Below are 22,377 nucleotides of genomic sequence, written 5' to 3'. Positions count from 1 at the left end.
ACGGATGAATTCAGAAAAGGAGAGGATCATGGCCAAATTAAATTTGTTTATCCGCATTTGTATTGCGGTTCTGCTGGTGCTGGGAATTATCTACTTAGGCACTCAGGTGAAGTTTATTTTTACACCCGTACTGTCTTTGTTCCGTGTGGTCATCGTGCCTCTGATGCTGGCGGTGTTCTTCTTTTATCTCCTGCGGCCGCTGATCAACTGGCTCGAGTCACGCAAGCTGAACCGGACGGCAGCCATCCTGCTGGTCTATCTGAGCATCGCGGTTCTGCTTCTGGCTTTCAGTGTAGGGGTCTGGCCTTCATTAAAAAGCCAGCTGGTGAATCTCGGCAACAATATGCCAAACGTGTTCAATGCGCTGGGTGAACAGCTCACGAAGCTGGAGGACAGCAAGCTGCTGTCTTCACTGATTCCGGCCAATATGAATCCGGCAGGGCAGCTGATGAACTACTTAAATAAAGGGTTTTCGCTATTGTCGAATTCTATGTCTGAGCTGTTCTCTTTTGTATCCAATTTCGCAGTAGTGCTCTTTACCTTCCCGATTCTGTTATTCTACATGCTTAAGGAAGGCGGAAAGTTCGGCGTAAAAGTGGTGAGCTTCTTCCCGAAACGCTTCCATAAGGAAGGAGAGGGAGTTGTTGCGGACATTGATGAGGCGATGAGCAATTTCATCGTAGGCAGAGTACTGGTAAATCTGGCGCTCGGTGTATTGATGTATCTTGGTTTTCTGCTCATTGGCCTTCCATATGCCTTGCTGCTGACAGTGATGGCTGTACTGATGAACTTTATCCCGTTTATCGGAGCCATTCTGTCCACCGTACCCATTTTCATTATCGGACTAATGGAGTCGCCTTCGACGGCAATCTGGTCCATCGTGGTTGTGCTTGTCGCACAGCAGATTCAGGATAACCTGGTGGCACCCTATATTTTTGGAAAAAGCCTGGATATCCATCCGCTGACTACGATCATTCTGGTACTGGCCGGAGGGGACTTTGGCGGTATTATCGGGATACTGCTGATTATTCCGGTCTATATGATGCTTAAAATTATCACGGTCAAGCTGCATCAGCTGTATATGCGCCAGCGCTGGCCGGAGGAGCCGCAGCTGTCTGCGGATTCAGGGGATTAAAACGGGGCGATGCCTAACCATACTTAAGGAGGAATAGGAATGGAACAGGATTCTCACAAAGGTCTGGTGAATATTTCCGACCGGGTAATATCGGCGATTATCGGCTATGCGGTGATGGATACTCCGGGAATCGCAGGAATGTCCGGCAGCACGGTTACCGGAAATCTGGCCAAACGCCTGGGCGGAAAAATCAGCAAGAAGGGATTGTCTGTGGAAGTTACAGAAGAGGATGTAGCCATTCATCTGCAAGTCATTATTAACTATGGATACGCGATTCAAGAGGTATGCAAAAGCGTGCAGCAGAACGTCCGCAGTGCAGTGGAAAATATGCTCGGCCTGACGCTTGGCGTAGTGAACATCCGGGTTGAGAAGCTGGCTCTTCCGTAGATCTGCTTCCCCGGATTAGGCACCGTGCCCTGGGCATCCGCATAGAATGGAGCAAAACCAATTACGGAGGTCATCCAGCGATGTCATTCTATCAGTCAGGCCAGCCTGCGTCGGTAATCTACCAGGCCGATCCCGCCGTTGTCCAGCACCTGCACGGAGTCCGCGAGTCGCTTCATCACTCCTGCAGGCCATATTTAAACCACAAAGTCAGCGTACAGACGATTGACGGTCAGGTGCATGAAGGAACCATTGCGGGAATGGACAACAAGCATATGTATCTTATGGTTGATTGTCCCACAGATATGGGGCGGGGTTACTACAATCCCTATTATAACCCATATCCTTATCCGTATCCGTATCCTTATCCCTACCCGGGCAATGCGATCCTGCCACTGGTATTATTCGAGCTGCTGGCCATTTCCCTGATCTGATCATGTGATTATAATAGTGGCCCGGTGCTGTGACCGCGATAGACCGTCTCCATTCAGGCTGACCGCTTGGTGGAAACGGTTTTTTCTTTTCCCGGGCAAGGGGAAGAATGATAGACTATGAAGAAAGACCCGTAAGTTACAGGAGGCTTAAGATGATTACATACCCGGTTATTAAAAAAGGGGCGGCCATAGGCGTGACCGCCGCCTCCGCGGGGGTTGGCCCCCAATCTGTGGAGCTGTTCGGACAAGCCATCACCCGCATGGAGGAAAAAGGTTATCATGTCCTTTGCGGAGATACCGTCTTCCGGCATGAAAAGGCGAAATCAGCCTCCGGCCTCGTGCGCGGCAAGGAATTTAATCAGATGATGACTAGCGATGAGGTGGATCTGATCCTTCCGCCATGGGGCGGAGAGCTGCTGATCGAGATGCTGGAGCATATCGATTTCAGCCAGGTGAAGAACAAGTGGATCATGGGCTTTTCCGATATCAGCCTGCTGCTGCTGGTGATCACCCTCCGGACGGGCATTGCAACAGCGCATGGGCCCAGTTTGGGGGATTTGCGCGGGGAGGTTATAGATAAGACTACTGCGATGTGGGAGACCGTGTTGTCCACAGCAAGCGGAGAATCCGTCATCCAGCGCTCCTCTCCAACAGACTGGAAGACGGTATCCGGCGAAGCGGTCACTCTCCAAGGCCGGCTGCTCGGCGGCTGCATCGATGTCATCCGGCATATTATCGGTACACCCTACGGCGATGTGCGGCGTTTTCAAGAAAACTTCATTCATCAGGAACCCATCCTGTGGTATTTGGAGAATTGCGAACTGAACACAGCAGATCTGCGGCGGTCGCTGGTGCAGATGAAGCTGGCGGGCTGGTTCGATAACTGCTCCGGGGTTATGTTCGGCAAAAGCGGCTCCAATACACCGATGGAAAATTATACGGCGGAGGATGTATACAGGGAGCTGTCCGGAGAATTGCAGGTTCCGGTTGTTTACGATTTGGATTATGGCCATGTTCCCCCGCAAATGACGCTGATCAATGGAGCCTATGCCGAAGTGAAGGTTGCCGGAGGCGCAGGAACAATAACACAGTATTTTAATGAATAGCAGACATCAACAAAAAGGACAGCCGGGGCTGTCCTTTTTTGAAATATAAGAATTTCTATGCTTCACGCTATAAATTATCCTTCTATTTCTCGCTGAAACGAGTACCTGAAAGCGATACTCTGTATCGCTGCTTCGGAAGCATAGGCTCCTAATAAGGACGGCGTAGCCGTTTCTACTTGCACGGATAAGCGCAGTTCTATTTTAGAGGAACAATTCTTCCGGTGCGGCTGGATAATAAAGCAGGTGGCGTGTGATATCGCCAGGATGCTGCACGAAGAGCGGTCCCCAGGCAGGGTTCGTATCGTGCATGATTTTGAGCAAAGATTGCATCCGGTTGAAAATGATGTCCAGATCGCTATGGGCGGACAGCCCGGCTGTCACCGCTGCTGCCACTACATGTGCTGCATAGTATCCCGACCGGTATTCCTCTTTGAGCGAGCCTGTAGTCTGCAGCAGAATACGCAGGGAGGCGGCGATATTCTCATCCTTGTTGCTCCAGTTCTGGATTTCATTCAGGCTGTGATTCTCCAGACTGTGCAGCTTTTCGGTCATGATGGTTGTGGCGACAATTTGCGCAGAACGCTTCGCGGCTGCGGCGTCCACAGCGGTGTCGTCAATTTCAATACCGGTCAAATCTTTGTCGGTTTCTGCCTCGATCACTTTGCTCCAGGCTTCTGCCTGATCAAACTTCAGCAGTGCGGTGGCATAGGCTCCCAGGTACCCGCGCAGAATATCCGCCGCATGCGGATCACGGGACGGTCCAGCATTGCGCAGCTTTGCCTGACCGGAGAAGGCGGCGTTCATGCCGCGGAAGTAACCGACAAGGCCAATGGCTGCGGCTGGTCCAAGATTCAGTACACCGAGCACATCGGCGGCAGTCTCATCAATGCGTGAGGCCCAATACTCCGGCAGACCGCTGCCAATGTTAGCTTCCGTCAGCCGGATATGGACCAGCCTGGATAACTCCTCCATCAGGCCGAGATCGGCATGAAGGATATCATGGCCGCATACTTCATGCGGAATGCTTGACCAGGCCAATAATCCGCTGAACGCATTGGCGGGAGGGAGGTTTACGAGTGCTGCACCGACATTGAAAGCAACTGTGGCATCCGAAGGCCAGGTATAAGGGCCGCTGTCCGGCTCTCCCCACTTTACAAGGGCGGGAATTACGCTGAGATCTGGCAGCTTAATGCCGACACGATCCTCGGCGCTGAGAAAGCCGTCATAAAGGTCACTGACAATTTCCTGGAAAGCATCGGTTGCCAGCGCATTGTAGCCTTCGCCATTCTGTAAAATGCAGTGGGCAATATCCAGCATAAGCCGGGCAATGCCGTTTCTTTGCGGGTCCCGGGCGAGCAGATCGGAGAATCCTTGCTGCCCCAACTCGTCAAGCGCCAGAATAAAGGGAATGGCTACGGTTTGCTGATACAGTTTCGGAAGCTTGTCCTTGGCCGCGTATAGCCGGCCTCTTAATTGATTGTAGTCCGTAGGGTCCAGTGGCCCTTGAAGATTTAGAAGCACTGCTCTTTTTACATTTTCGATGCAGGCTGTCATATTCGAGATATCGGGGTTCATAAGCGTTGTAATCCGGTTTCTTTCGAGTAATCCTTGCATGGACAATCTCCTCCTTAAATTTGGGCTGGTTCGGTTTGGTGCTGTACAGCGTTCAATAACCGCTTCACATGTCCATTGCCATGAGTAAACTTCAGTTCATACAGATCAGGGTTGGTGATGTGGCGTCCCTGTTCCAGTGTAAAACTTGGATCATACCGGTTCATAAGAAGTGTCATTGTCAACCGGTGCGTGACAAGCAGCACGGTCTGAGAATCGCCTTCAAGCAATTCCTCCGCCAGCCCTGTCACACGGCTAAGCACTTCTTCGTCAGTCTCATCTTCGTCAAAGCCTTGGACTCCCTTCTCCTTCAGCCGGCGGTCTGCCTGTTCAAGCTTAATAGACAGCCTTTTCTCAATGATCTCGGCTGTTTGCCAGGCTCTCCTATAAGGACTGGACAGGAACTTGTCAATGTGGACATTCTCCATCCCGGCTAACAAGCCGGCCAATTGTTCGGCTTGACCTAGTCCAACCGGACTTAAGGGTGCATCCATTTGATTGCCTGTGGCCAGTCCGTGGCGGGCGATCAGAAATGTCATGCTGCGGCTCATTGGCTACACACCTTTCAGGAAGTTACTGCTCATGGTAACGGTTTGGATAACCTAGTGTAGAATGTGCTTAATTTCGCCCGTGTATCCGATCCTAAATTTGGTCTGATTGGATGAACTGGAGAAAGGCGGTATGCTCGAACTAGTATGAATTTTGTGGAATCTATCGTGTTTCATATAAGAGAACAGACAATACAAAAAAACTGTCCGCTGCGATAGCCGGACAGTTTCTTGTGCAGAAATATTTACGTATTCACAACCGCCGTAATCTCTTCATCCAATTCCAGCCGCACATCCTCACGGTAGGCGCGGATGCCGTACTCTCCGTCCAAATAGCGGAGGATCGCCTCGATCATGTTTGACTCGACCAGATACTGGCTCCGGCCTTGGACCCACACCTCTGCGGTATAGCCGGTGTCTTCCTCCCAGCTAAGCTCCACCTGGACCTCCTGCACCCGGACACCCTTGCGTTCAGCCATATGCAGGCAGATAGCGTTAATGATCTCGTCCATGCTTAGAACAGTCAATGCCATATTAGTATCGGCCATCCCGTTCCTGAAGTCTGCGCCGTTCCTTTCTGCGGCGGAAGAAGGTCATAATCAGCATTACAACAAGGTAGACGGCCAGCATGTTAACGGCGAAGCCGAGCAGGTTCCCAAAGGCGCCCATTCCGGCGAACAAGCCGCCGAAGAGAAAGCCGGCAATCCCGCCGATCATCAGGCCTTTCATTAAGCTGCCGCCGCTGAAAAATCCACGGTTTGCTTTGGCGGCTGTGCCGGCTTTTGTTCCTGTACTGCTATCGCTTTGTTTCACGTTATTTGTAGTAGATTTTTTCGGCGTAGTGGTGTATCCACGGGTTCCGGATTTGAAGCCGCCCCCTCCGCGTCTCGCATCCGCAAAGTCAGGAGCGGTGACAGCAAAGAACAGGGTAAAGGCCATGAGAATCATCATTACACGTTTCATTGGTTTCATTGAGTACAAGTACCCTCCCATAAGTTTTGTTAGCATCTGCTTCCTGAATCAGCACGTATAAGCTTGCTTCGGAAGCATGCGCTTGGTTTGGTGTATCTGCCCGGTAATACGCAGCGCATGAGAGAAGGTTTCAATTTTAAATATCACAATTGCTGATTTGCAGAAATTGGAAGGTACTGAACCCAAAAAAATGCGCGGATTCGAGATCCGCGCCACAGCAGTGTTTCAGAGAGTTGCCTTGTTCTCCGCATACCCGTCAGACACCAGCTCAAGCGCTCCGGTGGCCGGATCGATGATCATGCCGTGAACAGGTACGTTTGGGGGAGTAAAGGATGGCGCTTAATCAGCTCCACAGTCTGAATTACCCCTTCTTCCACATTATCAAACCCGCGCAGCCATTTGGTAAGCTTAATGCCCGAATTCTCCAGAGTGGAGAGAACCTCATCGGAAACCCCGCGTTCTTTAATCGAGTTGATCATTTTGTCAGCGTTCAGCGAAGCCATCCCGCATTCATAGTGGCCGACAACAATGACCTCATCCGCATCCAGCTCGTACAAGGCAACCATCACGCTGCGCATAACGCTCCCGAAGGGCTGAGAAATGACCGCACCGGCATTTTTAATGATTTTGACGTCTCCGTTCTTGAAATTCATAGCTTTGGGCAAAAGCTCCACGAGCCGTGTGTCCATGCAAGTAATGATCAGCATCTTTTTGTCGGGAAAGCGGCTGGTCAAATAAGCTTCGTATTCTTTTTGTTCGACGAATTTCTTGTTAAACTCCAAAATATCTGTGATTTGACTCATGACCTGCTGCCTCCTAAAAGTTTTGATAGCATAGATTCCCAGACTCACTTCGCGAAACCCGCCTAATAGCATACGCTTAGTTTTGTGAGCATCCTGCCCCATAATTGCTAATTCTTAATATACTCCCTTAAGATTCCTTTCGCACATCCAGTCACGAAAAAAGAGGTTTGCGTGTTGCCGGTGGACACACTGCACAGCGTTCCGGCAGCCTGCCGGGACACATTGGCGCCCCAGTATTTCAAATTGAAGATATATTCTTCTGTAGTTGATTATAAGGATTATAATTAACAGGAGTCAATAACCTGCGATTTCCAACGGATCTGCTTGTGGAAAAATCACAAAGGTTCCTTGCTCACCTTGATGCGAAAGCTGCCACACTTTACCAGCAGCCTGCGGCTCTGAGAAAGTTGGGAGCTATTTTCTATAGGCGATGTTGATTATGCGGATTTAAAAAAGTATCATCAAGAGGAGCTGGTAAAAATAGAGAAAGCGGGTGTTGGGCCATGGAACAACTGGTCAAGGAAGAGTGGGAGAAATTCAGCGGGCTATTATCCAAACTAAGCGGATACACAGAGGCAATTGGCCTGCTGCATTGGGATTTGCGGACAGGTGCGCCGCGCAAAGGTGTAGAGACCCGTTCCAATACTATCGGGCTCATCAGCGGGGAAATCTTCAGGCTGCAGACTTCAACTGAAATGGGCGAGTTCACACAATTTTTCAGCCGCCCTGAGGTCATGAATCAGTTAAGCGACGTCCAGAATAAAATCGTCAAGGATTGCCGCAAGGAGTATGAGCGCAGCCAGAGCATTCCTGCCAAAAGCTACGAGGAGTATTCCGTACTCACCGCCCATGCGCAGACCATTTGGGAGGAAGCCAAGGAAAGCGGTGATTTTAATTCCTTTGCGCCTTATTTGAGCAAAATCGTAGCCTTTACACAGGAGTTCATCGATCATTGGGGGGTAAAAGACTCCCGTTATGACACCTTGCTTGATATGTACGAGCCTGATCTGACGGTAGAAAAGCTGGACGACATCTTCGGCCGTTTGCGCAGCCGCCTCGTTCCGCTTGTGGAGGCTATTTCGGCTTCGCCGAACAAGCCCGATAAGGAGTTTCTTGCCCAGGTCTTTCCAAAGGAGCAGCAGGAGAAGTTCGGTTTGTTCATTCTTGGGCAGATGGGTTTTGATTTTGAAGCCGGACGCCTGGACGAGAGTGTCCATCCGTTCGCTACCGGACTCAATCCGGGGGATGTCCGCATCACGACGAACTACTTGCCGGACAATGTCACAAGCGCTGTATTCAGCTCGCTGCACGAAGGCGGGCATGCACTTTATGAACAGAACATCAGCAAGGAGCTTGTCGGCACACCGCTGGCTCAGGGCGCTTCTATGGGCATCCATGAATCCCAGTCCAGACTATGGGAAAATATGATCGGCCGCAGCCGCGCCTTCTGGCACCGCTACTATGGCGATCTGCAGCAGCATTTTCCCGAGCAGCTTGCCGGTGTGGAGGTGGAGGACTTCTACCGTGCGATCAACAGTGTGGCAAATTCCTTCATCCGCATTGAAGCCGACGAGCTGACCTATAATCTGCATATCATTATCCGTTATGAGATTGAGAAGCTGATTTTTAATGAAGGGCTGGAGGTTAACGATCTGCCGGGCGTATGGAATGCGAAGTATCAGGAGTATCTTGGGATTACACCTCCAAGCAATGCGCTGGGCGTGCTGCAGGATGTTCACTGGTCAGGCGGGGATTTCGGTTATTTTGCCTCTTATTCGCTGGGGAATATGTATGCCGCACAAATTTTGAATACGCTGCGCCAAGAGCTGCCGGAATTCGAGGATCTGATTGCCGCCGGGAATCTGCTGCCGATCAAGGACTGGCTCACGGAGAAAATCTACCGTTATGGCCAAAGCCTGACCCCGTCGCAAATTATTGAGCAGGTGACCGGGGAGCCGCTGAATCCCGATTATCTGGCCGATTACCTGGAAGCCAAATATACAGAGCTTTATCAACTGTAGCCGGTTAAGGATACACTATCCGCAGCAAGGTGGAAGGTATCCGCCAAAGGGAATATAATAGAAGGAAAGTGTACAATGGAAGGATTAGTGGGATGGCTAATACACACACATACAGCCGCAAGGAAGAGGTTGCAAATGCAGTAACACATGGGATTGGAGTTCTCTTAAGCATAGCTGCGCTGGTGCTGCTGGTCGTCTTCGCTGCACAGAACGGTACAGCCTGGCATGTAGTCAGCTTCTCCATTTACGGTGCCACGATGCTGCTGCTGTATATTAATTCAACGATGGTGCATAGTCTTAAGGAAGGAAAAGCAAAGGACTTTTTTGAATTCCTGGACCATTCCTCCATCTACTTGTTCATAGCCGGTACTTACACACCCTTTATGCTGGTCGCCATCCGGGGGACACTCGGCTGGACCCTGTTCGGCATTGCCTGGGGCGTCGCGGTGTTCGGGGTGTTCTTCAAAGCCTTTTTCGTCAAGAAATTCCTGTTTATGTCCACCATTTTCTACATCGCTATGGGCTGGATGATTGTGATTGCCTGGAACCCGCTGTCAGCGGTGCTGGCGGATGGAGGCATGACGCTGCTGCTGGCTGGCGGTCTGCTGTATACACTGGGAACGGTTTTTTATGTGTGGCGGGGATTTCCGTATCATCATGCGATCTGGCATCTGTTTGTGCTCGGAGGGACGGTCGCTCACTTTTTTGTAGTCCTCCTATACGTGCTGCCTATTCACTGAAATAGCGCCTATATAGATTGAACTTGAAAATATACAAACAGGGAAAAGGTGGCGGAAGAGAAGTTTGGAACTGTAGGAGCGAATGCGTCCGCCTTTGTCTGCGGATTTCCACCGCGAACAGCGGTAACAATCAAGAAATCTGCAGACAACAGCGGCCGGAAGTCCAAACATTCTCTGTAGTCACGACCAATCCCGAAGTAGAAAAATCACAAGTTCATTCTATATAGTCTCAAATTGAACGATAAAACTGCTGCTGTTTGACAAAGAAAAAGATGACAAGCAAAAAGGCTTGACATCTTTCTTTGTTTTAGGTATCATAAGGGACGTTGTGAAGCTGTAAAGTGTTTTTCCTTGACGAAGGGAGTGCCCTTGATGAGTCAGGAGAATAGGCTCGAGAAGACCAACCGGATCAACTTGTTATTTGCTTTTTATGAACGGCTGCTTACGGATAAGCAGCAAACGTTTCTTAAATATTATTTTCACGATGACTTCTCCCTGGGAGAAATCGCCGCTGAATTTGAGATCAGCCGCCAGGCCGTGTATGAGCACATCAAGCGTGCCGAGCAGGTGCTGGAGAATTACGAAGAGAAGCTGGGCTTGCTCAAGAAGCATGAGAGCCGCAGCAAATACTTAGAAGAACTGCGCAGACTGCCGGAGAATGGGATGCTGCCTGAGCAATATAGACTGCGGTTCACGGAGCTCGTGGATCGTTTGCAGAGGTTAGAGTAGCATGAAGGGAGGAAGCTGCATATGGCGTTTGAAGGTTTAACCGGAAGATTGCAGAATGTGTTCAGCAAGCTGCGCGGCAAAGGTAAAGTATCCGAAGATGACGTGAACGAAGCCATGCGTGAAGTGCGGCTGGCGCTTCTGGAAGCCGATGTTAACTTCAAGGTAGTCAAGGAATTCGTGTCCAAGGTGAAGGAGAAGTCCATTGGCAAGGAAGTAATGGACAGCTTTACACCCGGCATGGTGATCATTGATATCGTTAACAAGGAACTGACCGAGCTGATGGGCGGAAGCCAGGCGAAGCTGGCCAAGTCAAACAAGCCGCCAACTGTAATTATGATGGCTGGTCTGCAAGGGGCAGGGAAGACCACCACTTCAGGCAAGCTGGCTAAGCTGCTGCAGAAGGGCAACCACCGCCCGCTGCTCGTAGCGGGGGATATTTACCGCCCGGCTGCGATTAAGCAGCTGCAGATACTGGGAGAACAAATCAAGGTTCCTGTATTTACGCTGGGTGATCAGACCAGTCCGGTGGAAATCGCCAGACAGGCTGTTCAGCATGCCAAGGACAACAACCTGGACTATGTAATTATCGATACCGCAGGCCGCCTGCATATTGATGAAGAGCTGATGGAAGAGCTGAAGCAGATTCACACCGTTACTAATCCTGATGAAGTGCTGCTGGTCGTTGATGCCATGACCGGTCAGGATGCCGTCAACGTTGCGGACAGCTTCAACAAACAGCTGGAGCTTACGGGCGTAGTGCTGACGAAGCTTGATGGTGACACCCGCGGCGGTGCTGCGTTGTCTGTCAAAGCCGTCACCGGCTGCCCGATCAAATTCGCTGCACTGGGCGAGAAGATTGATGCGCTGGAGCCGTTCCATCCGGAGCGTATGGCATCGCGGATTCTCGGAATGGGCGATATGCTGTCGCTGATCGAGAAGGCCCAGGCCAATATCGATACCGAAAAAGCGAAGGAAATGGAACGTAAGATGCGCAATGCGGAATTTACGTTCGATGATTTCCTGGAGCAGATGGATCAGGTCAAGAAGCTTGGCCCGATCGACCAGATCCTCGACATGCTGCCGGGCATGAACAAATCCAAAGGCATGAAGGATCTCAAAGTCGATGATAAACAAATGGGCCGCGTCGAAGCCATTGTTCATTCTATGACCAAGGCCGAGAAAGCCCAGCCCGAGATCATCAACCACAACCGCCGTAAGCGCATCGCCGCCGGCAGCGGTACCAACGTGGCGGAGGTCAACCGCCTCATCAAACAGTTCGATGAAATGCGCAAGATGATGAAGCAGTTCTCCGGCATGATGGGCGGCGGAGGCAAGGGCGGTAAGAAAAACGCCATGAAGCAGCTCAAGAGCCTTGGCGGCAAAGGCATGAAGTTCCCTTTCCGCTGATCATAATAAGGTTTTCCATAGATCAGACATAGTACAACATCAGATGATCAAGACGTTTTTGATCTTTAATCTTTTGCTCTTAGTCTTTTCAAAGATCAGATATAGTACAACATCAGAGGATCAAGACGTTTTTGATCTTAAATCTTTTGATCTTAGTCTTTTCAAAGATCAGACATAGTACAACATCAGAGGATCAGGACGTTTTTGATCTTAAATCTTTTGATCTTTAATCTTTTGCTCTTAGTCTTTAAATCTTTCCCCCGTTTCCAGGTACCGCCGCAGTTAAGCGTGTCCCGAAGGGGCGGCAAGCGTTCCTACTCCCAACCTACCCAGATCCAACCAGCCTGAACGCCCACGCAACTTGCACTTCACCGGGTGTCCAGAGGGCGGAGCCCTTGGGGCCCTCCCTTGGCTAAGGGAGGGTTTGGGAGGGATCGAAACTATTTTAAGGAGGTGAATTTCGTGGCAGTACGTATTCGTCTGAAAAGAATGGGTGCACATAAAGCGCCTTTCTATCGTGTAGTGGTTTCCGATTCCCGGTCCCCTCGTGACGGCCGTTTTATCGAGGAAATCGGTTATTATAATCCGATTGAAGTACCGGCAGTAGTTAAGATCGATGAGGAAAAAGCGCTTAAATGGCTTCAAACAGGTGCGCAGGCATCTGACACCGTCCGCAATCTGCTTTCCAAAGCAGGCGTGATGAAGAAGTTCCATGAGCTGAAGCAACAGAAATAATGACTGATTGCGAGGGTCCTCTATGGAAGAATTAGTTGGAGTTATTGCTAAGGCTTTAGTGGATCATCCAGAGGATGTGGCTGTACGGACCGTGGAGAAGGATCACCTGATTGTATATGAGCTGTCGGTACATCCAGATGATGTCGGCAAGGTCATAGGCAAACAGGGCAGAATCGCCAAAGCGCTTCGTACTGTGGTCACATCTGCAGCAGTCAAGAGCGATAAACGCGTTACCGTGGATATCTTATCTTAAAGAATGCGTTCAAAGAGGGGCTAGGGATAGTATATCCCGGCTCCTTTTTGTTGAAATATATAGGAAGGAACTAAGTTTACGCTGTACAGGAACAGACGAAGGAGAGGATCAGATGACGGAAGAGCTGAATGTAGGCAGGCTGGTCAATACACATGGAATCCGCGGGGAGATCAAAATATTGTCCTCTACCGATTTTCCGGAGGTCCGTTTTGCACCGGGCAAAAAGCTGCTCGTGGTTCCCGCCGATGGAAGCCAGAAATTCGAGGTGACGGTAGAATCCTCCCGCGAGCATAAAGGGATGTATATTGTCAGATTAAAGGGATACACCAACATCAATCAGATTGAGAAATATAAAGGAAGCCTCCTGAAGGTCCCCAGTGACGACTTGGTGGAGCTGCCGGAAAATGAATATTATTTCCACCAGATCGTTGGCTGCGAGGTGTATACCGATGAGGATGACAGCCGGCCGCTGGGCACCATAAAAGAAATTTTACAGCCCGGGGCCAATGATGTATGGGTGGTAAAGCCGGTTAAAGGCCAGGATATTCTGATTCCGGTCATTGACGACGTGGTTCTCGACGTAGATATTCAGGCCAAAAAAATCACGGTGCATCTGATGGAAGGGCTGCTGCCATGATGCGGATTGATGTGCTGACGCTTTTTCCGGAGATGTGTGAGGGCGTATTCAGCACAAGTATACTTGGCAAGGCCCGTGAAAAAGGCATTGTCTCGCTGAACACGGTCAATTTCCGCGACTTCTCAGGGAATAAGCACAATAGTGTGGATGATACGCCTTATGGCGGCGGCGGGGGAATGGTGCTGAAGCCTGACCCTATCTTTGCCGCAGTGGAGCATGTGCTCACCGCTTCCGGAAATCTGGAGCTGCCTAGATCGGAAGGAGAACAGGTCGGTGAAGCGGATAATGTGCAAATCATACACGATGATGGAGAAGCTGCTGAGTATAACCGGGAAAGTACCGCCCAGGGAAAGCCGCGCATCATTCTGATGTGCCCTCAAGGCCGGACCTATAATCAGCAGATTGCCGAGGAATTGGCACAGGAAGAGCATCTGATCTTTATCTGCGGCCATTATGAAGGTTATGATGAGCGGATCCGGGAGCATTTGGTGACCGATGAGCTGTCTATTGGGGATTACGTTCTGACGGGGGGCGAGCTGCCTGCGCTGACGGTCATTGACTCGATTGTGCGGCTGCAGGCTGGGGCACTGGGGAATGAGACCTCTGCGGTGACGGATTCATTCAGCACAGGTCTGCTGGAGTATCCGCATTATACCCGTCCGGCGGAATTCCGCGGCTGGAAGGTGCCGGATATACTGCTCAGCGGACATCACGCCAACATCGAGGTGTGGCGGCGGGAGCAGGCCCTGCAGCGGACGCTGGAACGCCGGCCGGATCTGCTGGAGACAGTTGAACTAACGGCAAAGGATAAAGCGGCCCTCAAACGCCTGAAAGAACAAGGCAGCAATAGAATGTAGTGGAAATTTACTATAAAATGGAATATTTAGCGTCCTGTTAACGTATACTATGTTGATGGGGCGTTTTTTCGTGTGAAGATATCCCTTTACAAGGGGAAAAAAGTGAACAAAAAATCTAAGCGAATGCTGAAAGGAACATGAGAGAAACAGAATATTTTGAAAAATGCGAGCAGATGTGCGTTACTATCCTGATTCTGGGGTATATATTAGAGGTGCCGGAAAATACATGCAGCCCAGATACAGCTATTTCAACTATCGAAAGGAATGAACAATAGTGACTACGAATACGCGTGAAGAACTCAAGCCAAACGTGGACACTGTCCACAAGGAAGCGGAGCCGCTCCGCACTGTAAATGATATTATTGATTTTTATACCAATCGTAAATCATAAGACCGATATAGTATGAACGAAAAACCACTGCCTCAGCGGCCCGGAAGCTGAAGTAGTGGTTTTTTGACAGATCAGGCTGAATTCCTGGATAATAAAAAAGACCGTCCGAAGACGGTCTCTCTACCCGAGGCGCTAATTAAAAATTTGATCCGTATCCCGCGCCACCAGGGCTAATATTTCAGCCGTTGGTCCGGGTAAGGGATACGTTCAACATGTCATGATTGATGTGAACGCACCTCCTTTCCTTGTGCCAAGAGTATAGCATAGCTACAGCAAAAAAACCATAAATTTTAAGGAAAAGTAGTTTTAGTGTTAGGAATTTTTGGGCCCCTCAGCAGATCTCAAAGAGATTTTGTACAAAAGTGCAAAAATACCGCTGAGGATGGACAAGGTAACGACATAAGTCTGCGAAAGGATAAGTCCTTGCAGAATGGAATCTCTGCACAACATAAATAATAAATATGTCGCGGCCATACCAACAATAAAGGCGCTTCTTTCAGCAATATTCCGCTGGGCAAAAGGCCTGTTAGTGAGGCCCGAAAAGATCGCAGTGAAATCATATGAAATCAGCAGCAGCAAGCCTATTTTATAGAGAGCAAGCTTGTGGTGTTGAGAAATTCCATCCTCTATGAGGTATACAGATGCCCGTGCCACCAGGATACCGATAATCCAGCCTGCAAGATGTGAAACACACTCAAGAAAGAAGCTTTCTGCCAATTTGGGAGCAGTCAGCTTTGTCCGTATCTCCAGGCAGGCATAGATGAACGCATAGACCACAAACACACCACACCAGATGTAGAAGTATCCCGGCAGCTCCCCGGATAATAAATCGGCCATAAATTGAATGGTTGTTTTAATGATTTCTACGATGAATACAAACAATAGATCACGCTCCAAAATTCGTCAAGGGTTCGAAAATCAGGCTTCAAACTTCAGATTCTGCGGCTCCAATGGGAAGTTTTGTGTCCGCGTGCGGATATCGGTAACCGGGATATCCATCCCCACTTCGTCGAAGGTACAGTCATCGAGCCATACTTTGCCGCTTCCCGTAAGGAGAATGCCAATATTGATGCAATCCGCCTCCTCGGGGATATCCAGTACACATGCGTAATAATTCCAGTCATTGGTTCCTTTAATGTTTCTGTATTGCATATTGTCAAAGCCGAGCAAATTCTGCAGCTTGTCATCAATGCGCATCCATAAACCGCACCAGCCGGTGACCTCGCTGGTACGTATAAAACCTGCAAACCGCATCCGTTTCCCCAGATAATTTTTAGCGTCAAACTGCTGCATCAAGGTGCCGAATTCGCTATCGTCTGGCGAACCATCTGCTGTCCGCTCCAAAGATACGGAGTTTCTGCCTTTGTGATAGATTTGCATATCTAACGCTGCTTTGTAATTACCGGGGGCTGTTCCGGTGATGAGCCAGCCTTTAATTTCGGACATAGTAAATTCCTCACTTTCCTGAATCAATAGTTTCATTTGTGCCCTGTACTCAGCAGGGGGGAGCGCATAGAGACCTTTAAAGGCTCTTGTAAAAGCTTCCTGGCTTTCAAAGCCGTAATGTACAGCTATATCCAAAATCCGTTCCTCAGAATTGAGCAGCAGATGGGCGGCTGAGCTTAATTTCCGGGTACGGATATATTCCGCCGGACTTTTCCCCACATATTTCTGAAAGATCCGATGGAAATGGAATTTGGAGAAGCCAGCTTCTTTCGCAATTCTGTCCAAGTTTAATTCTTCATCCAAATGACGCTCAATGAAATCAATGCTTTTGTGAATCACTTCGTAATACAGCCTGGGCACCTCCTCTTCTCTGGCATAAATATACTGCACATTTTCATTACGGGTTTGATTTTTCTTGCTATTCTGTTCCGGCCTAACTGCTTCGCATAATTTTCACTTGAATCTAATACTAATCTCGGTATATATTAAATGAAGGTAAAAATATCACCTGACAGCGGTTCTATTCCTGAGCACAGGGCGTATATTGAAAAATGAGCAGGTAGTTACATAAGTGTCGGGGTATAGCGCAGCCTGGTAGCGCGCACCCTTGGGGTGGGTGAGGTCGCAGGTTCAAATCCTGTTACTCCGATTATCCAGAGATCCAATCAATGAGAATCACATTCGGCCGGCAAGTGCCCGGAAGCGAAGTGGTTCTTTTTGTTGTGAGCATACCGTTGTCTGTGATTACAATAAAAAACACTCCCTCAGAACCAAAGGTCCAGAGGAAGTGTTATGGAAGGTGTGGGAGTTCAGGAAGTTAAGCCCTGCCCCGTTGTTCACGGTGATCGCGGGCCAGCATTACAATACCTGAGCCGAGCGCATAAAGGGCCACAGCCGAGAATAAAACTACTACCCATGTGTAATTGCGGACCGTATAGGTAAGAGAGGCGAAGATAATAAACCAGGCGATACGGAGAACCCCTTCATTGATGAATCTTTTACCAGCTGCACTCATGAGAGCTGCCTCCTTTGCAAAATTGAAATTGTCTATAGTGCGTAAGCGTTCTAATTATGAATATTATATTAATAATAACCCTTTTTGATCTAAATTGATACACAATGTTCACAAGTTCTTTGTTTCACAGTTATTTTATTTATTGCTTTCAGCGGTACGGCAATCGCCGTGTCCGGCTTTTCCCCCTCCGCATACCATACACCATCACGAATGGGGGAGGGTTCTCAGGTGGAAGCCTATTATAATTGTCTGCATTGTATGAACAAAAGAGTACGGATCTTAACGACCGACGGCAAACGGCATGAAGGAGTCATTGTAGATGTGGACAGAAACAACGTGTATTTGAAAACAAAAGGCAACGGGAGAGTGCAGACTTCGGCATTTAATCCTTACGGAAATTATTACGGCGGATTCTACGGGTACGGAAGCGAGATTCTGACTTTAAGCTTGTTCACTCTGCTCGCCATAGCGCTGATCTAAATTCAGACGCACAAAAGCAGCCAATCTCAACCCGAGGCTGGCTGCTTTTGTGCGTCTGCAATAAGCTGGTCTTCTATTTAGATTACGTTTCCTACTGTACTGTAATTGAACCGATTTGTGTGGACAGTGACACTAGAGGCCCGCCGCCGTTAATATCTGTACTGCCGGATCCGGTTCCCGTGATATGGCCAAGCTCGGTTTTAGCGGATACGGTGCATTTAAGGCTGTCCTCAAGCCCGGCTGTAACTTTGCCGATATCACTGCTTGCTTTCAGGCTGCTGCCGGTTTTCATGCCGCGGATGTCCAGTTCGATGCTTCCCGTATTCGATTCCACTGTTGAGTTTCCGCTGAACCGGGCATTGTCCATAACAATTGCGCCTACATCGCTGGCAATGTGAAAGGTGCCTTGCAGGCCTTTGAGCTGAATTGCTCCAACATTGTTGCTGATATCATATTCATCAATTGTAGCGGGTACCTCAATCTCATAATCGATCGTAAAATTGGAGGCCCCGTATTTTTTCTGTGCCCAGGCCCATAGATTCTTTTGGGGTTCATTCTTGGCATGGGTGGATACCTTAAGCTCATCGCCGTCTGCTTGGACCGTAACCTCTGCGTTGTCGAGGATTTTACGTTCAGTCTCCTTATTAAGGCCGAGATGGGTGACAACCGTTGCTTTTACTGTGATGGAATCACTGCTGCCAGAGGTAACTTTCACTTCTCCAACGCTGTTCTCCAGAATGATTGCCGAGGAAGAGTCAGCTTTGCGGGAAGTAACGAGCTCTTTACTCATACTGACAGAGTTGATTTCATCGGTCACCTTCGCTGCAGTATTTTTAACAGCCTGCTCTACGTTTGAAGTAACCTCACTTAATCCTTGTTTGAAGGTCTCCGCAGTTTCCTGGTGACTATTTCCGGTTAAGCGCTGTTCAAGCTGATTGTCTGCAGCTTCCTTGCCCGGCAGCTCGCGGCACCCGGACAGCATGGCAATCGAGAGTACGGCGACGGCCGCAAGCTTTGCTATATTATGATTTCTGTTCACTGTTCAGATCCTCCCAAGGGTTAGATTGTAGCTTATGTATAATCCATACTATATATTATGGAAAAAAATTGACAAACAGGCTGGAGGCGGGTTGCTGTACTGGACTAAAGTCCAGGATGGTGCGATCTGCTACATTTCAATGAAGAGGTATGCTAGAATAAACGGTGAAACCGGTGTTTTGAAGAAGAAGTCATGGTATGCGGCAAAGCAGGAGCAGCGGCTAATATATACTTTAAATGAAGGAAAGTCTGTTTACTATTAGACTGATACCAGTCAGGGGAGCGGATGATGCAGATGCAGTATGCGGCGATTGTAGTGGTCTTGTTAGTAGGTGTGTTTGTATATTGGGGTTACCGCAGCCGGAAGGGGCACCCCTCAGAACCGAAGCGCAGCACCGCCAGTAATGTGATTTCTATGGACCGGCACCGGAAGGCCAAGCAGAGTGCGGTCGAACAGCCTTGCTCATCGTGCAAGAAGAAAAACGGTAAGCTGATCTTCTATGCCCAGGATAACGGGACGGTTGTAGGCTTATGCAAGGACTGCAAAGCCAAGGCCAAGAAACGCGATATGCTGCCGCTGTGAACCTTAAAAAATAGGTTGTATTTAAAGGGCGTTTATGGTAATATTAGTTTTGTTGTGTGGAATACGGTGGTCCTCTGCGGATAATGAGGGAGAGCGATGATCTCTCCGGAAGAGGCATGAACACCTGTACGGAAGGAGGAAGTCCTAAATGAATATCCTACAAGCAATTACGCAAGAGCAGCTTCGCAAAGATATCCCGAGTTTTCGCCCGGGTGACACTTTGAAAGTGCATGTAAAAGTTATTGAAGGAACTCGTGAACGTATCCAGTTGTTCGAAGGCGTTGTAATCAAACGCCGCGGCGGTGGAATCAGTGAGACTTTTACGGTTCGTAAAATCTCTTACGGTGTTGGTGTGGAAAGAACTTTCCCAATCAACTCGCCTAAGATCGAGAAAATCGAAGTGGCTCGCCGTGGTAAAGTGCGTCGTGCGAAGCTCTATTACCTTCGTGACCTGCGCGGTAAAGCTGCAAGAATCAAAGAAATCCGTCGCTAGTATTGCGGCAAGTGAAAGGGGCTTGATTTCAAGCCCCTTTCGTTTATTCTTGAAGAGAACCAGGATTCATTATAATATATGCCTTAGGATCTGCTTCTCCGAAAAGGCCTCCTGACGGAGTAATCGTGGAGGAGTTTTTGGCAGGAGTTTTTTTGTTGTATAGTGAGGGTAGCATATAGAGAGGACGGTGAACTATGCAGCAGGATTTACAGCAGGGACAAGGTGAGGTTGTTGAGCCTGACGGCAAGAATCCCCGCAAGCCCAAAAATGAAGTGCTGGAATGGATTAAGGCCATTGCCATTGCTTTGGTTCTGGTGATTTTGATTCGTTGGCTTTTGTTCAAGCCGTTTATTGTGGATGGACCTTCCATGCAGCCTAATTTTCATACCGGTGAGCGTGTGATCGTCAATGAAATCTTATATGACATCCGTTCGCCTCAGCGGGGTGAGGTTATTGTGTTCCATGTGCCTTCTGAAGGAAGAGACTTCATTAAGCGTGTAATCGGTGTGGCTGGAGATACTGTGAAGGTTGAAGGCGATGTCGTTACTGTGAACGGCCAGCCGGTGAATGAAAGTTATATTCAAGGCGCGATTGACGAGGCGCACAAGAACAACGCATTGTATAACAACAAGAATTTCCCCAATGAAAACTTTACGGATGGAACCGTGCCGGAAGGGCATGTCTTTGTAATGGGAGACAACCGTTCGGACAGCACCGACAGCCGGATGATCGGGTATGTGCCGCTGGGTGATATTGTCGGCCGTGCGGATCTGATCTTTTGGCCGGTAAAGGATATTTCAGTGATTAACCATTAAGTTGACGGAAGTCAAAGGAGGTGACGGCAATGGCCATTCAATGGTTTCCTGGTCATATGACGAAGGCCAGGCGGCAAATCGAGGATAAGCTGAAGCTGATTGATGTGTGTATAGAACTGCTCGATTCCCGTCTGCCGCTTTCCAGCCGCAATCCGATGATTGACGATATTCTGCGGGACAAGCCAAGGCTGATTATTCTGAACAAGGCGGACTTGGCAGATCCTGAGGCTACACGGAAATGGCTGGCCTTTTTCAAAGCGGAGGGCCATGTTGCCCATCCGGTAGATGCGGCTACAGGCACAGGCATCAAAGAGATTCCCGAGCAGGTGAAGCTGCTGCTAAAGGACAAAATTGACCGGCAGATTGCCAAAGGTATGAACCCGCGGCCGAGCCGGGCGCTGATCGTTGGGATTCCCAATGTGGGCAAATCTACGCTCATCAACCGTATGGCGGGCAAAAATATCGCTGCTACCGGTGACCGTCCGGGTGTTACCAAAGGACAGCAATGGATTAAGACCGGCGGAAATCTGGAGCTTCTGGACACCCCGGGGATTCTGTGGCCCAAATTCGAGGATCAGGAAGTGGGCTACCGTCTGGCGGTAACCGGCGCGATCAAAGAGGAAATCCTGAACATTGAGGATATCGCTTTTTTTGCGGTAAAATACCTGGTCAAGGATTACGGCGCAAGTTTCCAGGAACGGTTCGGAATCGAGCAGCTCCCTGAAGATTTGGACAATCCGGACGAAATTGTGGCGGTTATGGAAGCTGTAGGGCGTAAACGCGGTTGTCTGATCAGCGGCGGGCGGGTAGATCTGGAGAAGGCTTCGCGGATTCTGCTGCATGACCTGCGGGCAGGCAAACTGGGTCGTTTTACGCTTGAGACACCTTAATTAGAGATTACGTGGAGTGGACAAACCATCCGGGCATGTGGGGTGGTTTTTTGTTGTGCTGGCTGAAGGGGCTGCCTGAATTTGGAAGGGGCATTTTGAGCATAAAGTGGGATGACCGCAGAGTGTTCTTATGATAAGCTGGCTGGTACAGGGAACTGGGAGATTAAAATTGGTGGTGGACGAACGGTGAGTTCTATGGATATGTTGAGCTATGAAAAAGGATACTGGGAACAGGATTACCGCCGGATTGCCGGTGTGGACGAGGTAGGGAGAGGCTGTCTGTTTGGTGATGTGGTGGCCGCTGCGGTTATTTTGCCGGAGGGTCTGATCATAGAGGGTGTGGATGATTCCAAAAAGCTGACCGCGAAGAAGCGGGAGCTCCTGTTCGAACAGATTATGGAGCAGGCGCTGGCAGTAAGTGTGGGCCATGTCGATTCGGTCGTGATCGATGAGATCAACATCAAGCAGGCTTCCAGACTGGCGATGAAAAAAGCGGTAGAGGGTTTGGAATACCGCCCTGACTATATGCTGATTGATGCAGAAAAGATAGATCTTCCGCTGCCGCAGCAGGCCATTATTAAAGGGGATGCCAACAGCCAGTCCATTGCCGCTGCTTCTATTGTAGCCAAGGTTACACGTGACCGTCTGTGTGAAGGCCTCTGGGAGGAATTATACCCGGACTACGGGATTAAAATACATAAAGGTTATGCAACGAAACTGCACAGGGAACAGCTCCTGGCGCTGGGGCCAACTCCCATGCACCGCCGCAGCTTCCTGGGAAAAATACTCTCGGATGAACCGGTTTTATTTTAGGTTTTGACGGGTTGGCCGGGCAAAATAAAGCATGTGAATGT

General features: G+C 49.3%; 26 protein-coding genes, 1 tRNA gene and 1 pseudogene. 19 read left to right on the top strand and 9 right to left on the bottom strand.

Annotated elements, in window-relative coordinates:
* The first annotated feature begins 28 nt into the window (after positions 1 to 28).
* The 4 genes from JI735_RS28375 (at position 29) to JI735_RS28360 (ending at position 3,059) form a co-directional block, all read left to right on the top strand.
* Positions 29 to 1,135, top strand: a complete 1,107-nt coding sequence (locus tag JI735_RS28375; protein WP_039837558.1) for an AI-2E family transporter — start codon at positions 29 to 31, stop codon at positions 1,133 to 1,135.
* Between the two features lie 39 nt (positions 1,136 to 1,174).
* Positions 1,175 to 1,522 carry an Asp23/Gls24 family envelope stress response protein gene (locus JI735_RS28370; RefSeq protein WP_020432165.1) on the top strand — a complete coding sequence of 116 codons (348 nt, stop codon included), beginning with the start codon at positions 1,175 to 1,177 and terminating at the stop codon, positions 1,520 to 1,522.
* An 80-nt stretch (positions 1,523 to 1,602) separates the two neighbouring features.
* Entirely contained in the window at positions 1,603 to 1,953 is a 351-nt protein-coding gene (locus JI735_RS28365) for a hypothetical protein (protein WP_039837556.1), read from the top strand.
* A gap of 152 nt (positions 1,954 to 2,105) precedes the next feature.
* Positions 2,106 to 3,059 (top strand): S66 family peptidase, encoded by a 954-nt coding sequence (locus JI735_RS28360; protein ID WP_039837555.1) that lies wholly within the window; start codon positions 2,106 to 2,108, stop codon positions 3,057 to 3,059.
* A gap of 201 nt (positions 3,060 to 3,260) precedes the next feature.
* Here JI735_RS28360 and JI735_RS28355 read toward each other — a convergent pair whose 3' ends face one another.
* The 5 genes and pseudogenes from JI735_RS28355 to JI735_RS28335 form a co-directional block, all read right to left on the bottom strand.
* Entirely contained in the window at positions 3,261 to 4,673 is a 1,413-nt protein-coding gene (locus JI735_RS28355) for a DEAD/DEAH box helicase family protein (protein WP_039837554.1), read from the bottom strand.
* A gap of 14 nt (positions 4,674 to 4,687) precedes the next feature.
* Positions 4,688 to 5,221 carry a histidine phosphatase family protein gene (locus JI735_RS28350; protein ID WP_039837553.1) on the bottom strand — a complete coding sequence of 178 codons (534 nt, stop codon included), beginning with the start codon at positions 5,219 to 5,221 and terminating at the stop codon, positions 4,688 to 4,690.
* A 242-nt stretch (positions 5,222 to 5,463) separates the two neighbouring features.
* On the bottom strand, positions 5,464 to 5,766 hold the full coding sequence (locus JI735_RS28345; RefSeq protein WP_081487167.1) for a YxcD family protein: 303 nt from the start codon (positions 5,764 to 5,766) through the stop codon (positions 5,464 to 5,466).
* Positions 5,753 to 6,190, bottom strand: a complete 438-nt coding sequence (locus tag JI735_RS28340) for a hypothetical protein (protein WP_085979304.1) — start codon at positions 6,188 to 6,190, stop codon at positions 5,753 to 5,755. Before JI735_RS28340 ends, JI735_RS28345 begins: the two co-directional genes overlap by 14 nt.
* Before the next feature lie 225 nt (positions 6,191 to 6,415).
* Positions 6,416 to 6,993: pseudogene (locus JI735_RS28335) on the bottom strand (beta-class carbonic anhydrase).
* A gap of 503 nt (positions 6,994 to 7,496) precedes the next feature.
* On the opposite strand from JI735_RS28335, the gene JI735_RS28330 reads away from it, so the two are divergent.
* The 8 genes from JI735_RS28330 to trmD all read left to right on the top strand — a co-directional run bounded on the left by JI735_RS28330 (position 7,497) and on the right by trmD (position 14,372).
* Positions 7,497 to 9,014: a carboxypeptidase M32 gene (locus JI735_RS28330; RefSeq protein WP_039837549.1), complete on the top strand. Its 1,518-nt coding sequence runs from the start codon at positions 7,497 to 7,499 to the stop codon at positions 9,012 to 9,014.
* 92 nt (positions 9,015 to 9,106) lie between these two features.
* Complete coding sequence (gene trhA, locus JI735_RS28325) at positions 9,107 to 9,754, top strand: PAQR family membrane homeostasis protein TrhA (RefSeq protein ID WP_039837548.1); 648 nt, start codon at positions 9,107 to 9,109, stop codon at positions 9,752 to 9,754.
* Positions 9,755 to 10,126: 372 nt separating this feature from the next.
* Positions 10,127 to 10,483, top strand: coding sequence for a putative DNA-binding protein (locus tag JI735_RS28320; RefSeq protein ID WP_039837547.1), 357 nt, complete (start codon positions 10,127 to 10,129; stop codon positions 10,481 to 10,483).
* Between the two features lie 21 nt (positions 10,484 to 10,504).
* Positions 10,505 to 11,890 carry a signal recognition particle protein gene (gene ffh, locus JI735_RS28315; protein WP_039837546.1) on the top strand — a complete coding sequence of 462 codons (1,386 nt, stop codon included), beginning with the start codon at positions 10,505 to 10,507 and terminating at the stop codon, positions 11,888 to 11,890.
* A gap of 462 nt (positions 11,891 to 12,352) precedes the next feature.
* Positions 12,353 to 12,625: a 30S ribosomal protein S16 gene (gene rpsP / locus JI735_RS28310; RefSeq protein ID WP_019910363.1), complete on the top strand. Its 273-nt coding sequence runs from the start codon at positions 12,353 to 12,355 to the stop codon at positions 12,623 to 12,625.
* Between the two features lie 22 nt (positions 12,626 to 12,647).
* Positions 12,648 to 12,878 (top strand): KH domain-containing protein, encoded by a 231-nt coding sequence (locus tag JI735_RS28305; protein ID WP_020432321.1) that lies wholly within the window; start codon positions 12,648 to 12,650, stop codon positions 12,876 to 12,878.
* Positions 12,879 to 12,990: 112 nt separating this feature from the next.
* Positions 12,991 to 13,515, top strand: a complete 525-nt coding sequence (gene rimM / locus JI735_RS28300) for a ribosome maturation factor RimM (protein ID WP_039837540.1) — start codon at positions 12,991 to 12,993, stop codon at positions 13,513 to 13,515.
* Positions 13,515 to 14,372: a tRNA (guanosine(37)-N1)-methyltransferase TrmD gene (trmD, locus tag JI735_RS28295; RefSeq protein ID WP_039837542.1), complete on the top strand. Its 858-nt coding sequence runs from the start codon at positions 13,515 to 13,517 to the stop codon at positions 14,370 to 14,372. Before rimM ends, trmD begins: the two co-directional genes overlap by 1 nt.
* A gap of 703 nt (positions 14,373 to 15,075) precedes the next feature.
* Here the strand turns inward: trmD and JI735_RS28290 are convergent.
* Positions 15,076 to 15,645 carry a DUF5823 family protein gene (locus JI735_RS28290; RefSeq protein WP_039837539.1) on the bottom strand — a complete coding sequence of 190 codons (570 nt, stop codon included), beginning with the start codon at positions 15,643 to 15,645 and terminating at the stop codon, positions 15,076 to 15,078.
* 36 nt (positions 15,646 to 15,681) lie between these two features.
* A complete protein-coding gene (locus JI735_RS28285; protein ID WP_233476089.1) occupies positions 15,682 to 16,599 on the bottom strand; it encodes a helix-turn-helix domain-containing protein in 918 nt (305 codons plus the stop codon).
* Between the two features lie 185 nt (positions 16,600 to 16,784).
* Here JI735_RS28285 and JI735_RS28280 point away from each other — a divergent pair.
* Positions 16,785 to 16,858, top strand: a tRNA-Pro gene (locus tag JI735_RS28280).
* Positions 16,859 to 17,026: 168 nt separating this feature from the next.
* Here the strand turns inward: JI735_RS28280 and JI735_RS28275 are convergent.
* Entirely contained in the window at positions 17,027 to 17,224 is a 198-nt protein-coding gene (locus JI735_RS28275) for a hypothetical protein (protein ID WP_020432328.1), read from the bottom strand.
* Between the two features lie 228 nt (positions 17,225 to 17,452).
* On the opposite strand from JI735_RS28275, the gene JI735_RS28270 reads away from it, so the two are divergent.
* Positions 17,453 to 17,704, top strand: a complete 252-nt coding sequence (locus tag JI735_RS28270; RefSeq protein WP_020432329.1) for an LSm family protein — start codon at positions 17,453 to 17,455, stop codon at positions 17,702 to 17,704.
* A 91-nt stretch (positions 17,705 to 17,795) separates the two neighbouring features.
* Here the strand turns inward: JI735_RS28270 and JI735_RS28265 are convergent, their stop codons facing one another.
* A complete protein-coding gene (locus tag JI735_RS28265; RefSeq protein WP_039837538.1) occupies positions 17,796 to 18,743 on the bottom strand; it encodes a hypothetical protein in 948 nt (315 codons plus the stop codon).
* Positions 18,744 to 19,031: 288 nt separating this feature from the next.
* Here JI735_RS28265 and JI735_RS28260 point away from each other — a divergent pair, with 288 nt between their 5' ends.
* From JI735_RS28260 to JI735_RS28240, 5 genes are all read left to right on the top strand, one after another.
* Complete coding sequence (locus JI735_RS28260; protein WP_039837536.1) at positions 19,032 to 19,325, top strand: hypothetical protein; 294 nt, start codon at positions 19,032 to 19,034, stop codon at positions 19,323 to 19,325.
* A gap of 148 nt (positions 19,326 to 19,473) precedes the next feature.
* The gene (gene rplS / locus JI735_RS28255) at positions 19,474 to 19,818 is read left to right on the top strand and encodes a 50S ribosomal protein L19 (protein ID WP_019910375.1); all 345 of its coding nucleotides are present in this window, start codon (positions 19,474 to 19,476) and stop codon (positions 19,816 to 19,818) included.
* 194 nt (positions 19,819 to 20,012) lie between these two features.
* Positions 20,013 to 20,633, top strand: coding sequence for a signal peptidase I (lepB, locus tag JI735_RS28250; protein ID WP_039837535.1), 621 nt, complete (start codon positions 20,013 to 20,015; stop codon positions 20,631 to 20,633).
* 29 nt (positions 20,634 to 20,662) lie between these two features.
* On the top strand, positions 20,663 to 21,523 hold the full coding sequence (gene ylqF / locus JI735_RS28245) for a ribosome biogenesis GTPase YlqF (RefSeq protein WP_039837534.1): 861 nt from the start codon (positions 20,663 to 20,665) through the stop codon (positions 21,521 to 21,523).
* A 195-nt stretch (positions 21,524 to 21,718) separates the two neighbouring features.
* Positions 21,719 to 22,336, top strand: a complete 618-nt coding sequence (locus tag JI735_RS28240; RefSeq protein ID WP_039837533.1) for a ribonuclease HII — start codon at positions 21,719 to 21,721, stop codon at positions 22,334 to 22,336.
* The last annotated feature ends 41 nt before the right edge of the window (positions 22,337 to 22,377 follow it).

It is taken from the genome of Paenibacillus sonchi (genome assembly GCF_016772475.1).
In the GTDB taxonomy this organism is placed as follows: domain Bacteria; phylum Bacillota; class Bacilli; order Paenibacillales; family Paenibacillaceae; genus Paenibacillus_AQ; species Paenibacillus_AQ sonchi.
This window is presented reverse-complemented; position numbering and strand designations above follow the sequence as displayed.